Source organism: Weizmannia acidilactici (genome assembly GCF_008974225.1).
Classification (GTDB): domain Bacteria; phylum Bacillota; class Bacilli; order Bacillales; family Bacillaceae_C; genus Weizmannia; species Weizmannia acidilactici.
Window position 1 is genome coordinate 1 of the sequence record NZ_BKZR01000050.1, and the last position, 22,859, is coordinate 22,859.

General features: G+C 39.2%; 17 protein-coding genes and 3 pseudogenes. 12 read left to right on the forward strand and 8 right to left on the reverse strand.

The features are described from left to right. Window positions 1-104: 104 nt before the first annotated feature. Window positions 105-482 carry a DUF4183 domain-containing protein gene (locus tag GBH70_RS14445; protein ID WP_151681688.1) on the reverse strand — a complete coding sequence of 126 codons (378 nt, stop codon included), beginning with the start codon at window positions 480-482 and terminating at the stop codon, window positions 105-107. Between the two features lie 200 nt (window positions 483-682). On the opposite strand from GBH70_RS14445, the gene GBH70_RS14450 reads away from it, so the two are divergent. The 3 genes from GBH70_RS14450 (at window position 683) to GBH70_RS14460 (ending at window position 3,309) form a co-directional block, all read left to right on the forward strand. Next, on the forward strand, window positions 683-1,024 hold the full coding sequence (locus GBH70_RS14450) for a DUF4183 domain-containing protein (RefSeq protein ID WP_151681689.1): 342 nt from the start codon (window positions 683-685) through the stop codon (window positions 1,022-1,024). A gap of 151 nt (window positions 1,025-1,175) precedes the next feature. Then, on the forward strand, window positions 1,176-2,417 hold the full coding sequence (locus tag GBH70_RS14455) for a glycosyltransferase family 4 protein (RefSeq protein ID WP_151681690.1): 1,242 nt from the start codon (window positions 1,176-1,178) through the stop codon (window positions 2,415-2,417). Then, on the forward strand, window positions 2,404-3,309 hold the full coding sequence (locus GBH70_RS14460) for a hypothetical protein (protein ID WP_151681691.1): 906 nt from the start codon (window positions 2,404-2,406) through the stop codon (window positions 3,307-3,309). Before GBH70_RS14455 ends, GBH70_RS14460 begins: the two co-directional genes overlap by 14 nt. A 541-nt stretch (window positions 3,310-3,850) precedes the next feature. Here GBH70_RS14460 and GBH70_RS14465 read toward each other — a convergent pair. Then, window positions 3,851-5,052, reverse strand: a pseudogene (locus GBH70_RS14465) (IS110 family RNA-guided transposase). Between the two features lie 400 nt (window positions 5,053-5,452). Between GBH70_RS14465 and GBH70_RS14470 the strand changes: the two are divergent. The 3 genes from GBH70_RS14470 (at window position 5,453) to GBH70_RS14480 (ending at window position 8,185) form a co-directional block, all read left to right on the forward strand. Continuing rightward, entirely contained in the window at window positions 5,453-6,373 is a 921-nt protein-coding gene (locus tag GBH70_RS14470; protein WP_151681692.1) for an NAD-dependent epimerase/dehydratase family protein, read from the forward strand. A 170-nt stretch (window positions 6,374-6,543) separates the two neighbouring features. Continuing rightward, the gene (locus GBH70_RS14475) at window positions 6,544-7,182 is read left to right on the forward strand and encodes a DUF1796 family putative cysteine peptidase (protein WP_151681693.1); all 639 of its coding nucleotides are present in this window, start codon (window positions 6,544-6,546) and stop codon (window positions 7,180-7,182) included. Between the two features lie 19 nt (window positions 7,183-7,201). Further along, on the forward strand, window positions 7,202-8,185 hold the full coding sequence (locus GBH70_RS14480; protein WP_151681702.1) for a polysaccharide biosynthesis protein: 984 nt from the start codon (window positions 7,202-7,204) through the stop codon (window positions 8,183-8,185). A gap of 64 nt (window positions 8,186-8,249) precedes the next feature. On the opposite strand, the pseudogene GBH70_RS14485 reads toward GBH70_RS14480, so the two are convergent. Further along, a pseudogene (locus tag GBH70_RS14485) lies at window positions 8,250-9,365 on the reverse strand (IS3 family transposase). Between the two features lie 444 nt (window positions 9,366-9,809). Here GBH70_RS14485 and GBH70_RS14490 point away from each other — a divergent pair. Further along, window positions 9,810-10,724 carry an NAD-dependent epimerase/dehydratase family protein gene (locus tag GBH70_RS14490; protein ID WP_151681694.1) on the forward strand — a complete coding sequence of 305 codons (915 nt, stop codon included), beginning with the start codon at window positions 9,810-9,812 and terminating at the stop codon, window positions 10,722-10,724. Window positions 10,725-11,081: 357 nt separating this feature from the next. Here the strand turns inward: GBH70_RS14490 and GBH70_RS14495 are convergent. Beyond that, window positions 11,082-11,636 (reverse strand): annotated as a pseudogene (locus GBH70_RS14495) (transposase); the annotation flags it as partial. A gap of 210 nt (window positions 11,637-11,846) precedes the next feature. On the opposite strand from GBH70_RS14495, the gene GBH70_RS14500 reads away from it, so the two are divergent. Continuing rightward, window positions 11,847-12,203: a DUF1259 domain-containing protein gene (locus GBH70_RS14500; RefSeq protein WP_371862259.1), complete on the forward strand. Its 357-nt coding sequence runs from the start codon at window positions 11,847-11,849 to the stop codon at window positions 12,201-12,203. Window positions 12,204-13,106: 903 nt separating this feature from the next. Here the strand turns inward: GBH70_RS14500 and GBH70_RS14510 are convergent. Further along, window positions 13,107-14,207: a 5-methyltetrahydropteroyltriglutamate--homocysteine S-methyltransferase gene (locus GBH70_RS14510; RefSeq protein ID WP_151681696.1), complete on the reverse strand. Its 1,101-nt coding sequence runs from the start codon at window positions 14,205-14,207 to the stop codon at window positions 13,107-13,109. 505 nt (window positions 14,208-14,712) lie between these two features. Here GBH70_RS14510 and GBH70_RS14515 point away from each other — a divergent pair. Genes GBH70_RS14515 through GBH70_RS14525 form a run of 3 tightly spaced genes read left to right on the forward strand, consistent with a single transcriptional unit; the run spans window position 14,713 to window position 18,960 of the window. Continuing rightward, a complete protein-coding gene (locus GBH70_RS14515; RefSeq protein ID WP_151681697.1) occupies window positions 14,713-15,861 on the forward strand; it encodes an iron-containing alcohol dehydrogenase in 1,149 nt (382 codons plus the stop codon). A 13-nt stretch (window positions 15,862-15,874) separates the two neighbouring features. After that, window positions 15,875-17,518 (forward strand): PAS domain-containing sensor histidine kinase, encoded by a 1,644-nt coding sequence (locus tag GBH70_RS14520; protein ID WP_253693960.1) that lies wholly within the window; start codon window positions 15,875-15,877, stop codon window positions 17,516-17,518. Next, window positions 17,515-18,960 carry a sigma-54-dependent transcriptional regulator gene (locus tag GBH70_RS14525; protein ID WP_151681698.1) on the forward strand — a complete coding sequence of 482 codons (1,446 nt, stop codon included), beginning with the start codon at window positions 17,515-17,517 and terminating at the stop codon, window positions 18,958-18,960. The genes GBH70_RS14520 and GBH70_RS14525 overlap by 4 nt, the downstream gene beginning before the upstream one ends. Before the next feature lie 119 nt (window positions 18,961-19,079). On the opposite strand, the gene adhP is transcribed toward GBH70_RS14525, so the two are convergent. Then, window positions 19,080-20,093, reverse strand: a complete 1,014-nt coding sequence (gene adhP, locus GBH70_RS14530; protein WP_151681704.1) for an alcohol dehydrogenase AdhP — start codon at window positions 20,091-20,093, stop codon at window positions 19,080-19,082. A gap of 510 nt (window positions 20,094-20,603) precedes the next feature. Beyond that, window positions 20,604-21,356 (reverse strand): sulfite exporter TauE/SafE family protein, encoded by a 753-nt coding sequence (locus GBH70_RS14535; protein ID WP_151681699.1) that lies wholly within the window; start codon window positions 21,354-21,356, stop codon window positions 20,604-20,606. A gap of 204 nt (window positions 21,357-21,560) precedes the next feature. Here GBH70_RS14535 and GBH70_RS14540 point away from each other — a divergent pair, with 204 nt between their 5' ends. Next, on the forward strand, window positions 21,561-22,244 hold the full coding sequence (locus GBH70_RS14540) for a serine/threonine protein kinase (protein ID WP_151681700.1): 684 nt from the start codon (window positions 21,561-21,563) through the stop codon (window positions 22,242-22,244). Between the two features lie 117 nt (window positions 22,245-22,361). On the opposite strand, the gene GBH70_RS14545 is transcribed toward GBH70_RS14540, so the two are convergent. Further along, window positions 22,362-22,808 carry a Dps family protein gene (locus GBH70_RS14545; protein ID WP_151681701.1) on the reverse strand — a complete coding sequence of 149 codons (447 nt, stop codon included), beginning with the start codon at window positions 22,806-22,808 and terminating at the stop codon, window positions 22,362-22,364. Between the last annotated feature and the right edge of the window lie 51 nt (window positions 22,809-22,859).

A 22,859-nucleotide genomic window follows, 5' to 3' on the forward strand; every position in this document is an offset into this window, starting at 1 on the left:
AAAATATTGAAATATAAAAAGATCTCGTAAAAGAGATCTTTTTATATTATGCTTAAAAACATCTTCTAATAAAATAATGTTTCCAGAGAAAAATTATAAAAAACTTAAGTCTCTAATGTTGTCTTTAATATCGGATCAAAGTTGATAACTTCTAATATAATAGGTGTCCCGGCAGCGATACTTCCTTCGGAAATGGAGATGAGTAAATTGCCTACTCCCTCCTCGCCAGCCGTATAAGCAAAGTGGTCATCCATTTGTAAAACACCATTAATATAAACGTTAAAGTAGCTATTGTTTAAATTTAATAGCGGCAGTGTATTGACATGATTCCCAGAGTCATCTAAAAATTGCGAAGCATCAATTTTTAGAGTGGATCCATCTTTGATAGGCTCTGTGACTTCATAAAAAAAGCGTGTAACGGTTGGTGCTGTTTCGATTTTAGCTTCCGAGGAAACCGCAAGCTTAATTATTTTCAGTCCCATTTTTCTTCCTCCAAACTTTAATGTTTTGTATCTATAATATGTAAAGAAAAAAGACAATGATATTATGGACAGGCTAAATTTTCTAAAGTAATGCAAACACCCATTTTTTTCACTTATTCCCCAATTTAAATATATAATGTTATACCAGATGGCTTTTAGCACAAACATTAGAACCGGGTTCATGTTTTGGAGGGAGTTATATGAAAGTGGACAGTAAAATACCTCCTAATTCCCCTGTATTGTTTAATTTTCCGAAAATAAAACAACAAAATAACTTTATTATCCCTTTAAAAGTCAGTATTTTTGAGTATTTTACAATTTCTGATGGTTGTAAAAGAACGTATATGGAAGAGGATGCGTTAACAGGATATGGTTCGCAAAGAATTTTAGATCAGGAAAGCGTTTCATATACAAACCTTTTTATTAATGGGGTATTACAACCCTCAAATAGTTATCAGGTATCAAAGGGGAAATTAATTCTTCTTACAGACGATATTCCTTTAAAAGGAGCTCCGATTATTTTACAAATGGTTAAAATATAGGAGCTTTTTCTGTTTAAAGCTGTATATGCTTAATTTTATATAAATGATTCCCATAAATAATTTTCATTATGTATGATAGCGGCCTAAACCATATTGGCCCTTTTTTCATATTTTACCCTATAGGTCGAATATTGAAGGGAGGCTTTTAGCTATGAAGATATTATTAGCGACATATTGGTCTGTTCCCCATTTGGGAGGCGTTTGGAATTATATGGTGCAGCTAAGAGAAAAATTAGAAGCAAAGGGGCATCAGGTGGATATGCTCGGTTATGATGAGGATAATAAATCCGTCTACATTGTGAATGAGAATAGAAAAGTAGATAGGGATAAAATCCAACCGTTATTAGATGCAAAGTTAAATGCTCGAGCTTATCCAGCCATTCATGCTAATAATTTAGTGAAGTCTACCGAATTCAATCGTTATGTTTATGAATTAAGTGCTGCATACCTAGGCATAGATAAATATGACATTATTCACGCACATGATGTGATTTCAGCCGCATCACTAAATCGCATTAGACCTGACCATATACCGTTAGTTGCGACTCTTCATGGTTCTGTAGCTCATGAGATTAGGCACCAATTGACCACCATACACAAAACGAAAACTTCATTTATTGCAAGGGCATATTTTGATGAAATCGAACGAATTGGGGCCACCTCTGCTGAGATTACAATTGTAGCAAATGAATGGTTGAAAAATATTCTTGTGGATGAGTTTAAAGTTCCGGAAGAACAAATAAAAGTTCTACAATATGGATTTGATACTGAACGTTTCATTAAGGCTATGAAGAGTAAAACATCGATTCGACGGCCTATCGATAAAAAGGTTATTATTTACACCGGCAGATTGGTGGAACTTAAAGGCGTCCATCATTTATTATCTGCACTAAATGAGTTGAAGAAAATCCGAAATGACTGGGTCTGCTGGATTATTGGCAGTGGTGATCAACAAGCAGATCTGGAATTACAGTGCAAATCCATGGATTTAGATGATGACGTATTATTTTTTGGAAAACGAGATGATGTGCCAAGCATACTTGAAAAGGCGGATATTTATGTTTTGCCCAGTCTTTTAGAAAATCAGCCGTTATCCGTTATTGAAGCACAAATTGCAGGTAAAGCTATAATCGTAAGTGATGCAGGCGGACTACCAGAAATGGTTGAAAACGGTGTTACTGGTTTGGTATTTCCTACCGGTGACGTTGCTGCATTATGCAAAAACCTGGATTTATTGTTAGAAAATGAAAAGTACAGAAATATGCTTGGAAAGAACGCAAAAAAATGGGGAATGTCATACTGGAATATTGATAAAGGGGTTAAGAATTTAATGGAAGTATATAAGGATGCCATTTCTAAACGAAAAAGGGATGTGGAGAATGGCACGTCTTAGAGTACTTCTAATGATCCTGTATGAAAAAATTAACCGTTGGTGGAATAAAATATGGAGAAGACAAAAACAAAGCGAACCACCCCAGCCAGTGGATGATAGTTTAGAGGGGGTTCCAATCAACGCGGATAAATATAATTCGTTGTTTATCACCCCTATTCCAAGTCCGGATGTTTTTGTTTGCAGCATAGAATGGGAAAAAATTATAAAAACAGTACCAAAAAACTATAAATTGCCAAATTCAAACACTTTATCTATTTTTGAAACAATGAAAGCCGATTATTATCGTTCCATTTTTAACACACCGATTTTAAATGGATCGAGCCTATTTGTGGATCCGGAAACTTGGGGATCGATAAATAAAAATATACCGGGATCCTACAAAATTCCTAATCCGCTTATAGAGGATATTTTTAAAGTTATGGAGGACGATTACTATAGCTCAATATTTTTAAATCGAATTTCCGATGATAAGGTTTTTGTTGACTCTGAAATATGGCAAACCATCAAAGACACCCTTCCTTTAAATTATAAGATTCCGACCCATTTAATTGAAAAAATTTTTGAACCCTTTCACAGTGACTCTTATAATTCGATTTTTTTAACAGATATCCCTTCGCCTAATGTATTTATAGATCCTTTTGTCTGGGAGCCCATTAAAACTGTAATTACCCAAGACTTTAAAATACCCAATCCGTTAAGTGTCCAATTGTTCGAACAAATGAAGCCCGATCACTATAATGATTTATTTTTGTTACAAATAGATGGGGAAGAAATAGTGGTAGATTCGCAAATCTGGGAACAAGTAAAGGAAGCCGTTCCGGCTGATTATAAGGTGCCCAATTCATTAATCCTGGATATTACAAGCGGGAAACTGCTGGAAGAATCAAATTAATAACAGGAAACAGGTAAGCATGGGGGAAGAATCTTCCTGAATATATAAAATATGTTTCTATATAAAACATAATCGAAAAAGATAAGGTTTGAGGGAAAAAGCTGACCTCCCCCGCCACATTCCAACTTCAACAATTGGAAGGAGAAAATTTTTGATTCAAAAAGTAAAAAATATAGATAGGTATTAATGATTGTTATCTGTCTGATTACATGTGTAAAGGAAACCGGGCACGCTTTTACCCGGTTTTTTGTTTTATTGAACGAATTTGTTAAAACCGATTGCCTTTACTTATTTATAATGTTGAATCCCTAGATATTTCAAACAAAAAGGGGAATTTGTGTTTTTTACTCAGTTCATTTTTAAAAACAAAAAATATGATAGTAAGAAATGATAAAAGACCTGCGGTGATATGTCAAGTACCTAATGATTCGTTTTTTGATGATCAAAGGACGATTTTTAGGAAAAAGGCAACACCAAACTAGACCAGTAAAAATATGGGATTTACTGGAAATGTTTAAAAGGATTCATGACCGGCTATGTGTCATTCATTCACGCTCCTTTTCGGCGCGTAGAGTTGGTGATTGCGTAGTAGCGCATCCACCAGACGCACAAATTTTCTTGCGGTTAAAACGAGAGCTCTTTTGTGTTGATGCTTCGGTACTTCATTGTACTTTTTCTCATAGTAAGCGCGATATTCAGGGATATGCCTGATTACCGAGTTGGCGGCTTCAACCAGATGATATCTCAGGTATTGGTTCCCGTTATGAGAAAGCGAAGTATCGTCCGCAATAAACCGGCCGGATTGATGTTTCCGCCAGTAAAGGCCAGCGTATTTGGCTATCTTCGTTTCATCTTCGAAACGTTCAATTTGTCCAATCTCAGCGATAATGCCGGCTGTAAATACCTTGCCGATGCCAGGAGTGGATTCAATGGTTTGAGCTTCCTCCAGTCCCGCCAGAATGCGTTCAATGCCCTTTTCAAGCTCCTTCAGCTGCTTTTGAAGGGTGCGGATTAACGTAATCGATGTGCCCAGGAGAAGGTCAATGGAGTCTTCCACCACCTTGTCCAGGCGATACGAAGAACGCATGGCTTTTTGGATGGATTTGGCCACACATTCAGGATCGTTGAATCGATTATGGCCTTTTTTCCCAGCCAGATCCTCTAACGGCATCTCTGCCAGTTCATCCAGACTGAATTTTTCGGAGAACAGCTCCATCATCGCATTTCCAAAGACGGAAGAATCCACTTCCTGTGAAAACGTATTGCATTTAAAACTCAGGTGCTGGAGAAAGCGCTGTTTCTCTCTGGTCAACTGGTGAATAATCTGGTAACGGGCACGGGTCAGCTGTTGTAAGGTGATGTACTGGTCTTCCTTTACAACTGACATGGAGTTGCGACCAAAGCGAAGATAGTAGCGATCACAAACGCATCGATCTCGTCCGTCTTATCCATGTCTGAATAGCTTTTCTTAAAGTTGGCGATCTGTTTTGGGTTCATGACAAACACCTTGGCACCCAAAGCTTTTAGGGAATCATCGTTATGTAAAAACATAGACGGATGGAAGCTGTAAACAGAAGTGGACTCCAGCCCTATTTTTAGAGCATCGAAGGTCCGGTTCTGTGCACATTTCAAAATCCTGTCCCTAAGCTGTGTAGCACTTGGCAGATCGTTCGAAATGGCAAAGGAATCGAGCTTTTCGCTTTCACCATCCAAAATGCAGACTTTGATATCAAAAGAACGAATGTCTAAACCAACAAATCATTTCCTGGGGTGTCCACTCCCTTCTGAATTAGAATCATGGGGCTTTCCCGGATATCCTGAGATATCTCTAGTGTGGACGCCGACCAGCAACCTGTGCATCAGAACTTGCCCCTGTTTTGAAAGCCGCCCTTGAGCTACTAACATCCAGGTTCAAAAACAAGGAGAACAGCCTGCGAGTAGGGGGCACCGCGCGTACACTTAGAAACACTCTTTGAATGTGGCTAAACCCACATGGGGAGAAAGAATTGTCCCAAATGATCCTGTTCTCATTATCTAGAAATATCCCGGGACACCCAAGAAATTTGACTTATGACTGCAGGTAAGTAGGTAATTCAGGCTCTGAAGCAAGGGCCTAAAAATAATATACGAGGGGGATTCGTATATGAAGGCCGTGGTTACTGGGGGGGCAGGTTTTATCGGTTCCCATTTAGTTGATGAACTGATAAAAAATTATTTCGAGGTACACATAATAGATAATCTATCAGCAGGAGGTATAAAAAATATCCATCCCATGGCAATTTTCCATGAAATTGATATACGCTCCAAGGATGCAAAGGAAATCATTAACAGGGAAAGGCCCGATATCGTCTTCCATTTAGCAGCCCAAGCAGATGTTGGAATATCCATCCGTTATCCTAATTTAGATGCTGGTGTCAATATCAACGGAACCATCAATATTTTAGAAGCCTGTCGGGAATCTGACGTTAAAAAGGTAATCTTTGCTTCAACATCTGCTGTTTATGGAGATTTCCGGACCGATCAATTATTGGAATCGGATCCGACTGTGCCAATCTCCTTTTATGGTTTATCCAAGTTAAGTGCAGAATCCTATTTTCATCTGTTCCATCATCTTTATGGACTTTCCTTCACGATTCTTCGTTACGGAAACGTATATGGTCCACGTCAATCCGCAAAGGGGGAAGGTGGGGTGGTGGCTGTTTTTCTCGATCGAATTAAAAACGGGGAACCTTTGATGATTTACGGAGATGGTGAACAAACCAGGGATTTTATTTATGTTAAGGATATTGTTCAAGCGAACATGGCAGCGATTGATAATGGTCATCAAGATATATTCAATATTAGTACCGCAAAAACCACCTCTATCAATCAATTGGTTTCCTACTTAAATAAAATTCACGGCTCTGCAATTGATTCGAAAAACACCAGTGGCAGAATAGGTGACATCAAACATAGTTGTTTGAACAATCAAAAGGCAATCCAAAAACTTGGTTGGAGACCGGTTTTCAATATCTACCAAGGCTTGGAAGATACCTATAAATATATTATGGGTTCTGGTTCATAATTGATATCTTTAATAACCTTTGGGCGAATTCTTTCTAAAATTGATTGGTTAATAATACATTTTAGAAATTTTTAGTTATATACCCTCGCAATTGAATGATGAGTTACATTTAATGAATTCAGATGAATCTAATTTTTGAAAAATCAATATAAAAAGGAGGAACTTGTTAAATGAGTTTAGCAGAAATTAAAGGAAAATACGATGCTATTTTTAGTTTAGGGGATCTTTGTCTCGCAGCCCTTCAGTTGAGAAAAAACAATTTAAGGCCTTTTGCTGGTCCGTTAGACTGGATGTCATCCCCTTCTTTGTCAGATGTCAACCGGTTATTAAGAAATAGATTTACAGGTTTTATGGACCTTCCCAATTTAAAGCCTACCGGATATTCAACCGGCGTTGACACAAAGGAACAGTTTCTTGTTGTCCATGATACTGCTTACAACATTGTATCGAGCCATGATTTTAAGGCTGACCAAAATTCATTTGAAAAATTATCAACCTATCCGGACGTGAGGAAAAAACTGGATAGAAGGATAAAGCGATTTTTAGAAATGGCAAATAAGGGGAAACGGATATTATTTATTCGAACAGAGGGATCTCTAAGTGAAGTTTCTGAGCTGGAATCTGTATTATCCCAATTGGTAAAAAACGACTTTAATATTTTAGTAGTCAATCATACGAATGTAAATGAATTAATTGAAAAAGAATGGCCTATAGAAAGAGTTCATGTTGTGGAGCTGCCAAATAAAGAAAAATGGCAAGAAAACGACCACTACTGGAGAGAAATTTTTGATGGAATTTCAAATAAATAAATTAAAAGAAGCTGGGGAAATGTTTACTAATGCTACTATTTTAGTAACAGGGGGAACTGGATCCTGGGGTTATGATCTTGTGAAAAAATTATTAACATATAATCCTAAAGAGATTATTGTCTATTCACGTAACGAGGATAAACAGGTCAATATGAGAAGGGAATTTGATGATTCGAGGTTAACCTTTTCCTTAGGGGATGTAAGGGACCGACAAGCGTTATTTTATGCTTTTAAAGGTATCGATTATGTGTTCCATCTTGCTGCATTAAAACATGTTCCCGTTTGTGAAGAATTACCTTTGGAAGCCGTTAAAACAAATGTAATAGGCACGCAAAATGTCATTGATGCTGCCATATATAATGGCGTAAAAAAAGTAATCAACGTATCAACAGACAAAGCTGCAGATCCGGCTAATTTTTACGGTTTTACAAAAGCCATTGGCGAAAAATTAATTGTTCATGCCAATAGTCTAAGTAAAGACACAAAGTTTATATGCATTAGAGGGGGAAATGTTTTAGCTACCAATGGAAGTGTCGTTAATCTGTTTATTGACGAAATTAACAATAAAAATAAAATTTCCATTACTGATAAACGCATGACACGCTTTTTCTTGACTATGGAAGATGCAATCAACCTCTTATTGAAAGCAGCTTCTGAAGGGATAGGCGGAGAAATTTTTGTTATGAAAATGCCATCATGCAGGATCATGGATTTAGCCAAAGTTTTAATAAATCATTTTGGAAAAAAAGTAAGTATTGTGGAATCCGGCATCAGACCGGGTGAAAAACTTAATGAGGTTCTTTTAGCAAGTAACGAAATTGAAGATACAGTTGAGTTTGATAAGGACTATCTTGTTGTTCTCCCCAAAATAGAAATTAAAGGATTAAGGGAACATTACTCTGCCTTTCCTTCAGTAAAAACCACATCCTATAGTTCAAGTGATAAATTTTTGACCCATGAGGAAATCAGGAAAATGCTAGTCAAGGCAAAGGTTTTGAAGTAGTTTTCGTCCAGTACATTGAAAGAGTTTTACTTTCTAAAGGAAAATTTGGTATGTCAACACTAAACTAAACAATTTTTTTGAGGTGTTTCTCTTTATATTCCATCGGGCTTAAATACCCTAGTGTTCCATGGATTCTAATATGATTAAACCAATGAACATAATCATCTAATTCCAGTCTCGATTATTCGAAATTTTCAAAATACTTTCCTTTAACGAATTCTGTTTTGATAATTTTAAAGGTTGCTTCAGCTACTGCGCCGTCATAAGGGCAACCCTTCATACTTAACGACCGTTTAATTTTAAATGTATTGAGCGCTTCGTCAATTGTCTTGTTCTTGAATTCGTTACCTCTGTCTGTGTGGAATAATTGAATTTGCTGTAAATCTGCTTTCACTGTTGATAAGGCTCCATAGACTAGTTGAGCATCTTTGTTTGGACCTGCACTATGACCAATAATTTCTCGATTATAAAGATCGACAAATAAACAGATGTAATGCCAGCTTTTTTCACTCTAACGTATGTTAAGTCACTGATTACAACTGTTAATTCTTTTTGTTGATCAAATTCTCTTTTTAACTCATTTTCAACTTTTGATTCATTGCATTTATCCACATGTGGCTTAAACTGGGCAACTGTATAGTTTGACACTAGCCCGTTTTCTTTCATGATTCTGCCAATTCTTCGCCGTGAGACGATGATGCCAAGCTTCTTTAATTCGTGTTTAATTTTCCGTGTACCATAGTTATGCCTGCTTTTCTGGAAGATATCCAGTATGGCAGCTGTCAGTTCATCTTTTGAATTATCTTGCTCTTTTGCTTCGTAGTAATAGGTACTTCTTGAAAGTTGTAGGACATCGCTCATTGCTGATATCGAGTATTTGTGACGATTGTTTTTGATCACATTTACTTTTGTCCTAGTATCAGCACGGCTAGCTTTAAAATATCATTCTCCATCAATAAATGCTTGTTTTCTTTTCAAAGCTGGATCAATTCATTTTCTTCTGGAGAACGATTATCCTTTTTCTTAAATGAACCGGATGTTTTAATTTGCTTTATCCATTATCCAACGCAGAAGGTGTCAAATCATACTCACTAATAATATCTTTTCTGGGCTTCCCGTTTTCATAAAGCTTGACCATTTGAGCCTTAAATTCTGCAGTGAATGTTCGTCTTGCTCTCATTTTTATTCTCTCCTTAACTAGGTAATGTTTGTCGTAGACTACCAAAATAGTGGGTTTGCGACGAAACTTGACGTGGAGCCTCTGTGGGTATGGCTTGATGGCAATGGTGCTAGGAGAAAAAAAGAAAATCGCCAAAGCTAACTAGCCTACCATGCCCACCACTCCATATCAAGCTGTGTATGAATATTATACATCTGGAATATTTTGGAAATCACAATCTGAGATAATGTGGAAATTCACACTAATGCAATATTTTCTTTTAGCTGTCCCTCTTAAATTTTTCATTTAGGTTCGGCGTTCCTGGGTGTAGGTAAAGGGTACTCCTGACATGTATGTTATGCATTGGATGCTTTATAAAAGCCGTCAGAAAATCATTCCACATGCATCCCCTTTAAGCCGTGTCTGTGAATTATTAACATAAAAAAGCAAGCCTGGAGGGAAAATATGGACCCAAGACCAAAGTTAATCATTACGGGGGCAAATGGTTTTACAGGACATCATGCCTATAATCATTTTTCGAAATTAGGATATGATGTTATCGGAATAACGAGAAAACAAACATTCATGGGTAAAGAAAACATGAAAAATGAAAATTGTGACCTGACTAATAAGAAGGATGTAGCTATGTTAGTAGAGAGAATAAAACCGGATTATCTTTTACATTTGGCAGGTCAAAATAGTGTGGTTGATTCATGGAAGGATCCTATAGGCACCCTTGATATCAACCTTATGTCGGCAGCATATTTATTGGAAGCAATTCGAAAAGTAAATCCATCTTGTAAAATTTTGATTGCCGGATCTGCGCTACAAATTGACCCCGTTAATCTTTCAAATATTCCTCATCCCTATAGCCTCAGTAAAACACTCCAAGAGATTGTTTCAGTAGCTTGGAAAAAATTATTCAAAATGAATATTGTTATCACAAAACCAACAAACTTAATCGGGCCAGGTTGTTCAAATGGAATAAATTCCATTATTGCTTCAAAAATAGTAAAAATGGAGAGAAATGAGGCAGATCCCATTTTAATTGTCAATAACTTAAATGCAACTCGTGATTTTCTGGATGTTCGAGATGCAGTGAATGCATATGAGATTTTATTAAACAAAGGAGAATCCGGAGAAGTTTATGATATCTGTACAGGAATAAGTCGGACAATAAGGGAAATGATTGATATTTATAAGAACTTAACCGATGTAAATTTAGAGGTGAAAGCTACTTCGAACCAGAGCGGATCGGAAGTGGAGACAAGAAAGCCTTCGAAATTATTTGAATTAGGTTGGAAACCAAGCATTCCCTTCGAAGCCTCATTAAGGGATACTATTGAGTTTTTCCGAACAAACCCGGAAATTTGTATTTAAATGATGACTCCCCTTATCATATACATTCAGGATTTTTGTCTGAACTTATGACAGGGGCAATTCATGATAGTAAAAGTGGGGTTTAACAATACTTAGCCCCCTTTTTGGTGTTGTAAATCATGTGTTATCTGACAGCGTATAGGTCAACGGTTCGAGATCGGTATGTTCCACTACAACTTTCATTTTTGTGTAAAAGAAATAGGATGATTTTTGCTTTGCCATGTGCTTTAACTATGGACATCTGTTCTCCATAAAAGCCAAAAAGTTAGCTCGAAACATGTTTGAAATAAGTCTTTATGAAATTTGCGTTAAAAATGTAATTAGGGCTTGCTGAACAAATCAGATGCAAGCCAAAATTCAGTTATCAAAAGACAAAATAGTGTTTTGTAAAAATTTAAAAAAAAGAACTCTGAGCTTTCGCCCCAGGTTCATGATGAGAAATTGGAGAGCTATAACTGTTTCACTTGTCTCCTGAAGGCGTGCTCGAATAAGGTCCAGCCCGTATTTGCGCTTGCCTTCACCAAATTTGCCTTCAACGGCATTACGTTCAGAGGCATCCTGATTCGCCAATCGTTCCAAGGACTTGTCTTCTGTCTTGGATGGGCGGCCAAGCCGTGGCCCACTTTAGATGCCGAGAGATTTGCAGTAAGCCAGATTTTCACGATTCCGGTAAATTTTGTCCGCCAGAATTGCTTCTGGGTAGAAACCAAACCGGTTGTAGTAATTTTCAACAGATTCCTTGAGAGTGATGCCTACATTGTAGTTTTCTCAATCAAGCCTTTCAATCAGGGCATAGCCATCGACAACACTGATGGCGTCTTTCGAACTGAACTCCACGTTCGCTTTTGCCTTGCCCCTTACAATTGGGCGGACATGCGGTTGGGAAATGCTCACAATCCGGTGGTCAATTCGTCTTTAATAATCAAATGAATAAATGGTTGGAGGAAATCCTAGTTATATCAAGTAATGCCTGGCTATTTCAGTCTGCGAAAGTTGAGTTGATTATCTTAACCATTTGCATTTCATTTGTCTAGACAAGCAGTCAAGAAAATGCATATTTTACAACATCTAACCGGAAAGGAGGGGGAAATATGTCATCCTGCTAGGAATTAGCAAATTATTATCGGGGGAACGGTGATTGTGTCGCACCCGGTTTGTGTCGTACAGCGTCTGCGCAATATCAATGCAACGATTTTAGGCCGCCGTACACGTTCGCCATTGTCACTCCCATTTGCGCTTTCGTTTGAAAACAATCGTAACGGACGCACGTTGAATCTCGGTGAAACAGTGATTTTAGAAAATGAAATCAATCCGTTTTTAACAGCATTGCGTAAACGGGGGATTACTGTTACAGCAGTTCATAACCATAGGCTGTTTGATAGTCCGCGTCTGATGTACATGCACTGGGAAAACGTCGGCAATCCGTTCGAGTTTGCACAGAACAGTATATCTACAGCCAAGGAAGCCGGTTTATTTTAGGTGTTTTTCACCAAAGAGGGAAATATAGTTTTCCCTCTTAAAAACTTTTGTGTGAAGACATTTTTTCAAGCATAGAAAAGCGATTACCAATATAAGCAAAGTTGAAGGCCAATTGCTTATGAATAAAATGAAAAGATCTTTTCGTTTCAATATCCCACTCAATTTTCATGAGGAATCTTTTACAAGTATGAAGATGTGTAACAAAAAATATTAAAAAAGAAGAATGCCAGGCATTCTTCTTTTTTAACGGTGCGCCTGGCATGGCTGCACTCTATAGGGTGAAAGTCCCGAATCGCGAAGGCAGTAGTAGCGATAGCCTAACGCAAGGGTGTCGTAGTGATGCGGAATCTGAAGGAAGCGAGCGGCAAACCTCTGATTCTTGAGGAACATGAACCTCATACAAGGCTAGGTATCATTGGATGAGCTTGCCGAACAAAGTAAAGTCCATACTGCCAAAGGTGATACAGAGTAAATGAGGCAGATAGGTGTAGGGAAAGAGTGCAGTCTTACCCAGAGAGGTCTGACTGGTACGCCGACTAAGTTGGTAACTAGCCTAGTGATAGGTTATTGAACAGTCAGAAGTCAGCAGAGATCATAGTACAAATAAGGTAGTTCCTCATTTGGAAGGACTGAACCATGAAGGAGTGTGGAATAAACTCGAATTTCACTTTGTTCAATGAAGCAGACAATCCAAAGATGGACTTACTCAGTGGATAGAAACGGTGAATTCCGTGGGAGACATTGAGAGGGCTGAGAACTAAAGTGGTTTAAGGAGAGACAGAAAAGCATAACGGATGTGAGATACCAAATCACTATCCGACTGACTTCATGGAACCGCCGTATACGGAACCGTACGTACGGTGGTGTGAGAGGATGGAGGTTAGTCACCTCCTCCTACTCGATTTACCCCCACACCTCATGTGCAATTTTGACAACATGCTCCAGTTTTTCCCATTGCTGGTCTTCCGAAAGCAGGTTGCCTTCTTCGGTGGAAGCAAAACCGCACTGTGGGCTCAAGCAAAGCTGGTTGAGCGGGACATATTTTGTTGCTTCGTCGATCCGACGCTTAATCTCGTCCGCATTTTCCAGATCGCCGAATTTGGAAGTAATCAGGCCGAGCACGATTTGCAGGTCTTTTCTTTGCACATGACGCAACGGTTCAAATCCGCCGGCGCGGTCGCTGTCATATTCCAAAAAGAAGCCGTCAATATGGAGGCCGTTAAAGAGCGTTTCTGCGACAGGCTCATAGCCGCCGGAAGCAATCCATGTCGAGCGGAAATTGCCGCGGCAAATGTGCATCGTAATGGTCAAATCTTCCGGCCGGCCATCGACCGCTTCATTAATCGTCCGGGCGTAAAGCTCCTTTAGGTGATCCGGATTTAGTCCGCGGGCTTTGAGCTGCTCTTTTTGTTCTTCAGAGCAAAGGTATGCCCATGCCGTATCATCGAGCTGCAAATAGCGGCAGCCGGCATCGTAAAAAGCTGCAATTGCCTTTTTATAAGCCTGCCCGAGATCATGGAAAAACAGCGCTTCATCTTTGTAGCGCCCATAGGCAATCGTGCCACGGAAATGCAGCATACTCGGGCTCGGAATTGTCATTTTTGCCATGTGTGTACCGGCAACGCTATGTAAAAATTTAAAATCATCAATCATCGGGTGGCCGTTAAAATCCAAGTCCCCGACAATCCGAATGGAATGCGATTTCGTTTGCCTTCCCTTAAACTGGATGCCGCTTTCGGTTTCGTAGCCTTCCACGCCGTCAAGATTTTCGAGAAAATCAAAATGCCAGTAAGCGCGGCGGAATTCCCCGTCTGTCACAGATTGAAGACCGATTTCTTTCTGTTTTTCCACAATCCTTTTAATTTCTTTATTTTCCAATTCGCGCAGCGCTTCAGCTGGAATCTCGCCTGCTTCCTTTTGGCGGCGGGCCTGCTTAAGTTTATCCGGCCTTAACAGACTGCCGACATGGTCAGCGCGAAAAGGCGGTTGTTTCTGAGTAGTCATTGTATTCTCCCCTTTCTATAAATATTTAGAATTATAGCAAAAGAGAGGGGGGAAGTAAACCTAATTTTGTTAAAATTCCTGCCAAAATGATTATAGCGTTTTTGGTTCACTGGATATTTTTTCATCGACCCTTCGGATAAGGGCAGCATTTTCACCGCCAAACTGATAAACGACTATGACCATCCTCTCTTCCAAGTAATTCATTTCGTTTTTTTGTCTGCAATGGCTTCAATGGCAACTTGCGGGATGATGAAAGGGAACAGTTTTAAAAAAATGCCGGCCGGTTTGCTGTTTAACGTCCATTAGTTGTAATACAGCAGGAAAAGCAGTACACAAGACCTGTTCGTATTATTGTAGTTGATTGTCTTTCAATAATCCCTGAATAAGCCGGTGCTAAAACCTTAAAAATTAAATATTTTAAATATTATTGACCCTAAACAAAAAACAAAGCTATACTTGTTTTAAGCGTATCGCTAGAAAATCATTTTATAATAGGGTGGTTATATTGCATATTAATAAATTTGTAATCCCTGAAATTATTTTTGGGAAAAATGCGCTTGACCAGGCTGGGGAGGCATGCTTGAGGCTTGGGGCCAAGAAAGTGTTAATTGTCAGCGATAAAGGGGTTGCCAATGCCGGCTGGCTTGATCATGTGATAGAAATATGCAGGAATTCCGGCCTCCCTTTTGCAACTTTTACAGATATTACTCCCAACCCTAAAGATACCGAAGTAATAAAAGGATGTTCGGTGTTTGTGGAAAATGAATGTGATGCCATTATCGGAGTTGGGGGCGGCAGCGCTTTGGATGTTGTGAAAGCGATTGCAATCCTTGCTGCAAATGGTGGAAAAATCAGTGATTATGAAGGGATCGATAAGATTGAAAAGCCGCTGCCGCCCATGGTAATGATCATGACAACAGCCGGTTCCGGATCGGAGGTTTCCCAATTTTCCATTATCGTTGATACTGAACGAAAAAGAAAAATGACGATCGTTTCCAAAACATTAGTTCCTGATATTGCAATTATCGATCCTTACACTTTAGTTACAAAAGACAGTGCTTTGACTGCGACAACGGGCATGGATGTGTTGACCCATGCGATTGAAGCTTATGTCAGTATAGCTGCCACACCATTAACAGATGTCCAAGCTAAAAATGCCCTTGCCCTTGTATCAAATTATCTGCGCCCATCTGTTGCTTCCAAAACGAATATGGAAGCGAAAGAAGCAATGGCGATGGCCAGTCTGCAGGCCGGGCTAGCTTTCTCTAATGCAATATTAGGTGCAGCACATGCAATCTCACATGCAATCGGTGGAAGGTTCCTTCTACCACATGGAGAAATAAATGCTATCCTTTTACCTCATATCATGGATTTCAATTTTATCGCAGTACCGAAGCGTTTTACAGAAATTGCAGAAATGATGGGGATCGACACTAGAGGGTTGACGCAGCGGGATGCCGGAAATGCAGCAATCCATTTTGTAAAACAATTATCAATTGATATCGGTATTCCAGAACGTTTAAATGAAGTGCAATTTTCAGAAGAGGATATTGACTTGATCAGTCGGACAGCGCTGGAAGATGCATGCATGATAACCAATCCGCGCGACATGGACCTTGAGCAGGTAAAAACCATTCTAAGAAACGTCTTATGAGGCGGTGAATATTGTGCTCAATGATAAATATGAAATGATCGCCCTATTAACAGGGGTGAAATCTTCTAAAAAAAATTATTACACAGAATTAAAAAATACCATTGAACAAGTAAAAAAGAAAAATTTACAATTAGAGATTATGAATGAGATCATGAAAAGCATAAAAGTAGATATGCCGCTTGGCACTATTTTAGAAAATATGATTGAAAAACTGAAAAAGCTTATTCATTTTGATCACCTGAGTATTTCATTACTCCAAAATCATCATCTTGTATTAACAAATGTATTTCCATTAAATCCACGTTTTATGAAAATAGGCTCTATTATCCGCAATGAAAATTCTCTTTATTGGTCAGCATTGATAAAAAGAAAAGTTATGGTCCAAAGATTGGATGATCCAAGTGTTCAGTTTTATGAAAGCAAATATTTGGCTCTCCTTCACTTGAAAAATATTTTAGTATTGCCAATTTACAGTAAGAATAAAAAAATCGGCGTTTTAAGTATTGGATGTAATAGTCATTCAAGATGGACTACAGCTGAAATTGAATTTCTGGAACAACTTACTGATTGTCTGGCAGTTAGCATTGAAAATGTCCAATTGTATAGTGAAGTCCTACAAGCGAAACAAGAATGGGAAGATACCTTTAAAGCTGTTAATGATATGATTATTGTTTTTGATGGAGATATCCAGATCGTTCAGTTCAATGATGCAGCCAAAAGACTGATTGAGCTTTCTGGAAACACCAACAATCCCAAATTAGAAAAAACTTTCCTTGATCTCATTAAAGAAACATTTCAAAGCCAAAAAACAGGCTATATGGAATTACATTACCCCAATCAAACCATCTATGAGGTTTACACATATCCAATCCAAAACAATAAACAATATGTTTATGGAGTGATTGCCTATATTAAGGATGTTACAGAAAAGCGGAAAATGGAAGTACAATTGCTTCACTCAGGCAAATTAGCTGCGATTGGAGAAATGGCCGCCGGGATTGCGCATGAATTAAACAGCCCGCTCACTGCTATCTTAGGAAATTCACAATTATTGTTACGAAGTTTTTCAAAGGACGATCCGGCATTCTCCCTTCTTCATGATATAAAGAATTGCGGGGACCGCTGTAAACAGATCATTAAAAGCTTGCTTACATTTTCGCGTCAAGATGAATATATCTTTGACACCTTTTCCCTTAACGAAGCCATTGTGCAAGTCCTTAATCTATTAAAATTTCAATTTAAAAATAATCAAATTTCACTCAATCTCATGTTACAAAACGATTTGCCTTTAATTGAAGGCAGCCAGACGCAAATTGAACAAATTATTATTAATCTGCTTTTAAATGCAAAAGATGCAGTAGAACTTTCTTCTAGTACGGAAAAAGAAATTACAATCAAAACGTTCAAGCATTGTAATGAGATTCATTTATCTGTTACTGATAATGGGATTGGCATTGAAGAAAACAGACGTTCTGAAATCTTCCATCCCTTTTATTCAACAAAGAAAAATGGAACAGGACTGGGGCTGTCAGTTAGTCTGGGGATTGCAAAAACCCACGGGGGCACCATTGAAGTCATCAGTAAGCCGAATGCCGGTAGTACATTCATATTAAAATTGCGGCTGCAGCCATCCAAAGAATTGGGGGTGAAATCATGACCAATTTATTAATTGTTGATGACGAAAAAGAAATCGGTCATTTCTTGTCGCATCTCTTTACAGCAAAAGGTTACAATGTAAAAGTCGTCAATAGCGGCAAGGAATTTTTCTCTATTAATTTGTCATTGCAAAAATTTCACGCCGCTATGATTGATTTAAAATTGCCTGATACTGATGGACTTACACTTTTGCAACAAATAAAGAAGAAGCAGCCAAGATGCAAAACCATTATTATGACAGGGTACAGTACGATAAAAACTGCCGTAGAAGCAATTAAATTTGGTGCCTGCGATTATATTGAGAAACCATTTGATGATATTGATTTATTAGAAAAACAAATTGATGACTTGTTGGAAGATAAAGATACCAACGCAGATGAACATATAAAGCATTTAGCCAATGAAGTAGGCCTCATTACTGGAAAAAATGAAACAATGGGTAAGCTGCTTCATACCGCTTATAAAGTCGCACAAAAAAATATTACCGTTTTGATTGAAGGTGAAACAGGAACCGGTAAAGAAGTTTTGTCGCGGTTCATTCACCATGCAAGTCCAAGAAGCCATGAATCGTTTATTGGGGTGAATTGCGGGGCAATTTCTGAGCCGCTTTTGGAAAGTGAGCTATTTGGCCATGAAAGGGGGGCGTTTACCGGGGCGACGCAGCAACGAAAAGGATTATTTGAAATTGCCAGTAAAGGGACCCTGTTCCTTGATGAAATTGGTGAAGCTTCCCGGTCCATTCAAGTAAAGTTATTACGCGTTCTTGAAGCAAGAGAGTTCATGCCTGTCGGGAGTGAAAAAATTTTACGCACCAATACACGGCTTATTGCTGCAACCAATAAACACCTTTTTGAAGCTGTACAAAAGAAGAAGTTCAGGGAAGATTTATATTACCGTTTAAATGTTGTACATTTAAAAGTGCCACCACTCCGGGAAAGAAAGGAAGACATTCCTTTATTAATTGATCATATTTTACACCGTTTTCCAGGCATTGATATATCTTTTTCTGAAGATGCTTTAAGAGCTATACTCAGCTATAATTGGCCGGGAAATGTTCGCGAATTATCCAATTTCATTACTAGCATTGTAGCTTTGTCAGATCCTACACAAAATGTTATAACTGCAGATGATTTAATGTTTTCAAACTTAACATCCGTTCCAACCCCTGTTAAGCCACAACCTCATACCATAACAGCCAATGGGGAACATCATCTTGAACATTACTTGCAAAATTGGACAAATCACATTCTTTCAGTTTTTAACGGAAAGGAAGAAATCCATTTGGAAAAATTGCTGGAAGAAATAAAGCAATTAGAGTCAAAAGTTGGGAAAGCTTTTATTATGAAAACATTAAAAGAAGCCGGCGGAAACAGGAATGAAGCAGCAAGACGATTGAAAATTACAATAAGAAAGCTCCGATATCTCTTAAATGAAAAAAGATAAAATATTTAAGAAAATCCGGGCATTATTTTTGATCTTTTGCCCGGATACGCATTTACATTATTGTAATGATGAGCTGATCATTCCTGTGGTAACTATGATCTTGGACCCATATTCTGATTTTAGGAAATGTTAAGTACAACTCGCCCGTTAATTTTTCCATCTTCCATGCGCTTAAATACTTCATTTATATTGTCCAACGGTTGTACTTCAATTTTTGTGCGCACTTTTCCCTGGGCCGCAAATTCAAGTGCTTCTTGTAAATCTTTTCTAGTTCCTACAATAGAACCTTTTACCGATACACCGTTCAGTACGGTATCAAAAATTGGGATCGGCAGTTCATCATTTGGAAGTCCGACAACGACTAAAGTACCGCCCCTTTTTACAGAACTATAAGCTTGTTCGAACGCTTTTTTTGTTACAGCGACACTTACCGCAGCCTGAACCCCGCCGACTTGATTTTTAATTTCCTGTACAGGATCGGCTTTCAAGCCATTAATGGCGATGTCCGCGCCCAAATTTTTTGCCATTTCCAGTTTATCGTCCTGAATGTCTACCGCTATAACATTGAATCCCATTGTTTTAGCATACTGAAGTGCAACATGGCCAAGCCCGCCAATTCCATATATGGCAACCCAATCTCCCGGTCTTGCATTCGAAACTTTTAATGCTTTATAAGTCGTTACGCCGGCACAAAAAATTGGTGCTACTTCTTCAAAGTCAAGATTGTCAGGAATTTTTACGACATAGTTGGCAGGTGCTTTGCAGTATTCTGCATAACCTCCATCAACTGAATAACCTGCATTCAATTGATTAGGGCATAAAGTTTCACGTCCTGTTAAACAATATTCACACTCACCGCAAGCGGAATAAAGCCATGGGATCCCAACCCGGTCCCCGACTTTGATGGAAGTAACTCCTTCGCCTACTTCTTCAACAATCCCTACACCTTCATGACCGGGAATCAATGGCAGTTTCGGTTTTACCGGCCAGTCCCCATGGGCGGCGTGCAAGTCAGTGTGGCATACACCGCAAGCCTTAATTTTGACTAGAATTTCACCATGCCCCAGTTCAGGCACCGGTACTTCCTTGATTTCCAATTCTTGTTTGAACTCATTCACCACAGCAGCTTTCATCAATTTTTTTGATGTCATAAAATTCCCTCCCCTTAAAAATAAAATTCACTTTGATTACCTGCAAGAACCATGCCGTTATTAAAGCGTTTTCATAAATTTAGAGATGTTTAAGGTCCAAACCTGTAATCTTGCAAAGTGTTACATGATGTAATGGGACTATGAATACAAGGATAAAACATATCCGGTCAAAAAATCGGCCCATTTGCCATAAAACCGGCGGCAAATGGAGAATTTAGGATGCTTTAACATGTGCGCATCGGATAACAGCGGGAAAGGGGCTGTACCAAAATCCTTTAAAAATCCAGGAAAATACGATGACTATAATGTTTGAGATTCCTGTGGGAAGAGCAAGCAAAGACCCTGCAGTGGGGTACGAGCGAGAGGAGGGAGGCGTGTGGAAAGCGAGTCATTTCGTGATCATCAAAAATGGGTGCTCTTTTGCCTGGTTTATCGGCTTTTGAGACTTCCCTTTTCCAAAAATGCTCGGGTGGAAATCTCCCGAACATTTTTTCATACGATCAGCAAAACACTTGCCAAAATCGGCACAGCAATCATTGAAGACTTTAACAGCGGAACCGGTGCGCGGTTAGTGAATTTGGCGCCGATATAAGTGCCGGTCATTGTCCCGGCAACGACCTCCAATAAAAGCCGGATGTCCAGGTAACCTTGTTGGAAGCTTGCGAGCCCGCCGCCGAGCGCAATCGGAATGATCACCATCATCGTCGTTCCGGCAGCCTGGAGTACGGACAGGCTGAGCAATACCATTAATCCGAGCTGGATGAACGGGGTCGACCCAATTCCGAACATGCCGGACAATAATCCGGTGACGATGCCAAGCAAAAGCGCCCGGAAGGTGAAATTCATGCCGGATGGAATGCTTTTTGTCTGGATCGATTCCCTCGAAAGCAGAAACATTCTGAGCCATAACAGGAATGCCGAAAACAAAAGCATGCCGGAAGTAAACCATTTTAACTCTCCGCCGGGGATATGAGCGGAAAAATGCGATCCGAACCATGCCCCGATTGCACCGGTGATCCCAACCGCTGTTCCGGCTTTTACAGAAACATTGCCTTCCCGGTAATGGCTGACCGCTCCTGAAAAAGAAGAAAAGATCATGGCTGTGAGGGCGGTTGCCAGTGCCGTGTGGATCGAGATGCCGAACAAAAGCGTCAGCAGGGAAATAATGAATCCGGATCCCCCTGCCCCGATAAACCCTAAAGTCACGCCGACAAACAGCATCGTCACAAGGATTGAAACATGCATGCACAAGCCCCTTTCACAGTGTACTGCTTCCATTTTATCCGGAAAATGGCGCTGCGTCCATGCACATATTCACGGATAAGACCGGGCGTTTGAATTGTAAGCCGTGTTTTCTGTTGAATACAATATTGATAAATGCCCCTTTAAAGCATTTTTTAAGGGAACGTGTTACGATTGTTTTATGCATCACATGAAAGGTGAAAATTAATGAACGAACAATTTAGAAAGATGGTAGAAGAAGAGCTGTTGAAACATATTATGCTGGAAAGCAAAAATCCGCATGATCCGATTATCGCGAAGTATGTTCCCGATGGATGGAGCTGCATAGGGACCGGAAATTACGCGGCAGTTTTTTCCCACCCTTCCCAGCCTGATTGGGTGGTCAAAGTCATGCGGAAAAATGCCGGGCTGCTGGAAAAAGAAGCGGAAGTATACAACCGGTTGGGGGATCATCCGGCGTACTCGAAATGTATTTATCAAGGCAAAAATTATTTGGTTTTAAAAAAATTGAAGGGGATCACTTTATATGATGCCATTGCGAAGGGGATCCGGATTCCTGAAAGTGTGATCAAAGATATCAATGAAGCGCTTGAATATGCGAAACAGAAGGGCCTAAACCCGTATGATGTGCATGCAAAAAATGTGATGATGAAAGACGGAAAGGGCTACGTTGTGGATGTCTCCGATTTTTATAAAAAAGGGAAAGATGATAAATGGGATGATTTTGTGAAAGCTTACTATAAAATTTATTTAAAAACATTATATAAATTCCAGCTGAAAATTCCGTATAAAGTACTGGATTTAATCCGCCATTCCTATCGTTTATATAAAAACATCAAACGCAGCGTTCCTATTGAGGAAAAATTTAAAATATACCACGGTTCTTCTTAAAAAGCCGGGCATCAGGATTTCAGACCACCCGGCAGAACAACGATGATTCCCCGGCCAGCTGCCCGCCTTCTCAAAAAAACGGCGCCATCATAAGACGGCACCGGGTCTTTCATTATTTTAATGCGCAACTGGAACAGCCAGCAATGCGTTCAGCATCCAAACGGTTTTTTCGATTTTTTCAACAAGGCCTGTAGCCATGTCGGCTGTGGCATGGTCTTTTTCGTCTTCGGCAAATTCAATCAGTTTATTTAATTCACCGGCGATTTGTTTGTAATCGCTAATGAGGGATTTTACCATGTCTTCAGCGGTTAAGTCTGCTTTTGCTTCTTCAATTGTTGCGATTTCGAGATATTCTTTGAAAGAAGCGGCCGGTTTTCCGCCAATGGCAAGAATGCGTTCGGCAAAATCATCTACGACGGCAGCGGCTTCGTTGTACAGTTCTTCGAATTTTTCGTGCAGAGTAAAAAACAGCGGGCCTTTCACATACCAGTGGAAATTGTGCAGTTTCGTGTAAAGTACGCTCCAGTTAGCAACTTGTACGTTTAATGCGGATTCAATATACATATGTATACCTCCTCACGAAATTTTTGAATAACCTTGTCATATTTTATTATA

Bases quoted from the DNA above. Each gene is read 5' to 3' on its own strand.
- GBH70_RS14460 (WP_151681691.1), top strand. From the start codon at position 2,404: ATGGCACGTCTTAGAGTACTTCTAATGATCCTGTATGAAAAAATTAAC.
- adhP (WP_151681704.1), bottom strand. From the start codon at position 20,093: ATGAAAGCTGCTGTGGTGAATGAGTTCAAACAAGAATTGGAAATCAAG.
- GBH70_RS14475 (WP_151681693.1), top strand. From the start codon at position 6,544: ATGAGTTTAGCAGAAATTAAAGGAAAATACGATGCTATTTTTAGTTTA.
- GBH70_RS14540 (WP_151681700.1), top strand. From the start codon at position 21,561: ATGAACGAACAATTTAGAAAGATGGTAGAAGAAGAGCTGTTGAAACAT.
- GBH70_RS14545 (WP_151681701.1), bottom strand. From the start codon at position 22,808: ATGTATATTGAATCCGCATTAAACGTACAAGTTGCTAACTGGAGCGTA.
- GBH70_RS14490 (WP_151681694.1), top strand. From the start codon at position 9,810: ATGGACCCAAGACCAAAGTTAATCATTACGGGGGCAAATGGTTTTACA.
- GBH70_RS14450 (WP_151681689.1), top strand. From the start codon at position 683: ATGAAAGTGGACAGTAAAATACCTCCTAATTCCCCTGTATTGTTTAAT.
- GBH70_RS14455 (WP_151681690.1), top strand. From the start codon at position 1,176: ATGAAGATATTATTAGCGACATATTGGTCTGTTCCCCATTTGGGAGGC.
- GBH70_RS14480 (WP_151681702.1), top strand. From the start codon at position 7,202: ATGTTTACTAATGCTACTATTTTAGTAACAGGGGGAACTGGATCCTGG.
- GBH70_RS14535 (WP_151681699.1), bottom strand. From the start codon at position 21,356: ATGCATGTTTCAATCCTTGTGACGATGCTGTTTGTCGGCGTGACTTTA.
- GBH70_RS14445 (WP_151681688.1), bottom strand. From the start codon at position 482: ATGGGACTGAAAATAATTAAGCTTGCGGTTTCCTCGGAAGCTAAAATC.
- GBH70_RS14525 (WP_151681698.1), top strand. From the start codon at position 17,515: ATGACCAATTTATTAATTGTTGATGACGAAAAAGAAATCGGTCATTTC.
- GBH70_RS14470 (WP_151681692.1), top strand. From the start codon at position 5,453: ATGAAGGCCGTGGTTACTGGGGGGGCAGGTTTTATCGGTTCCCATTTA.
- GBH70_RS14510 (WP_151681696.1), bottom strand. From the start codon at position 14,207: ATGACTACTCAGAAACAACCGCCTTTTCGCGCTGACCATGTCGGCAGT.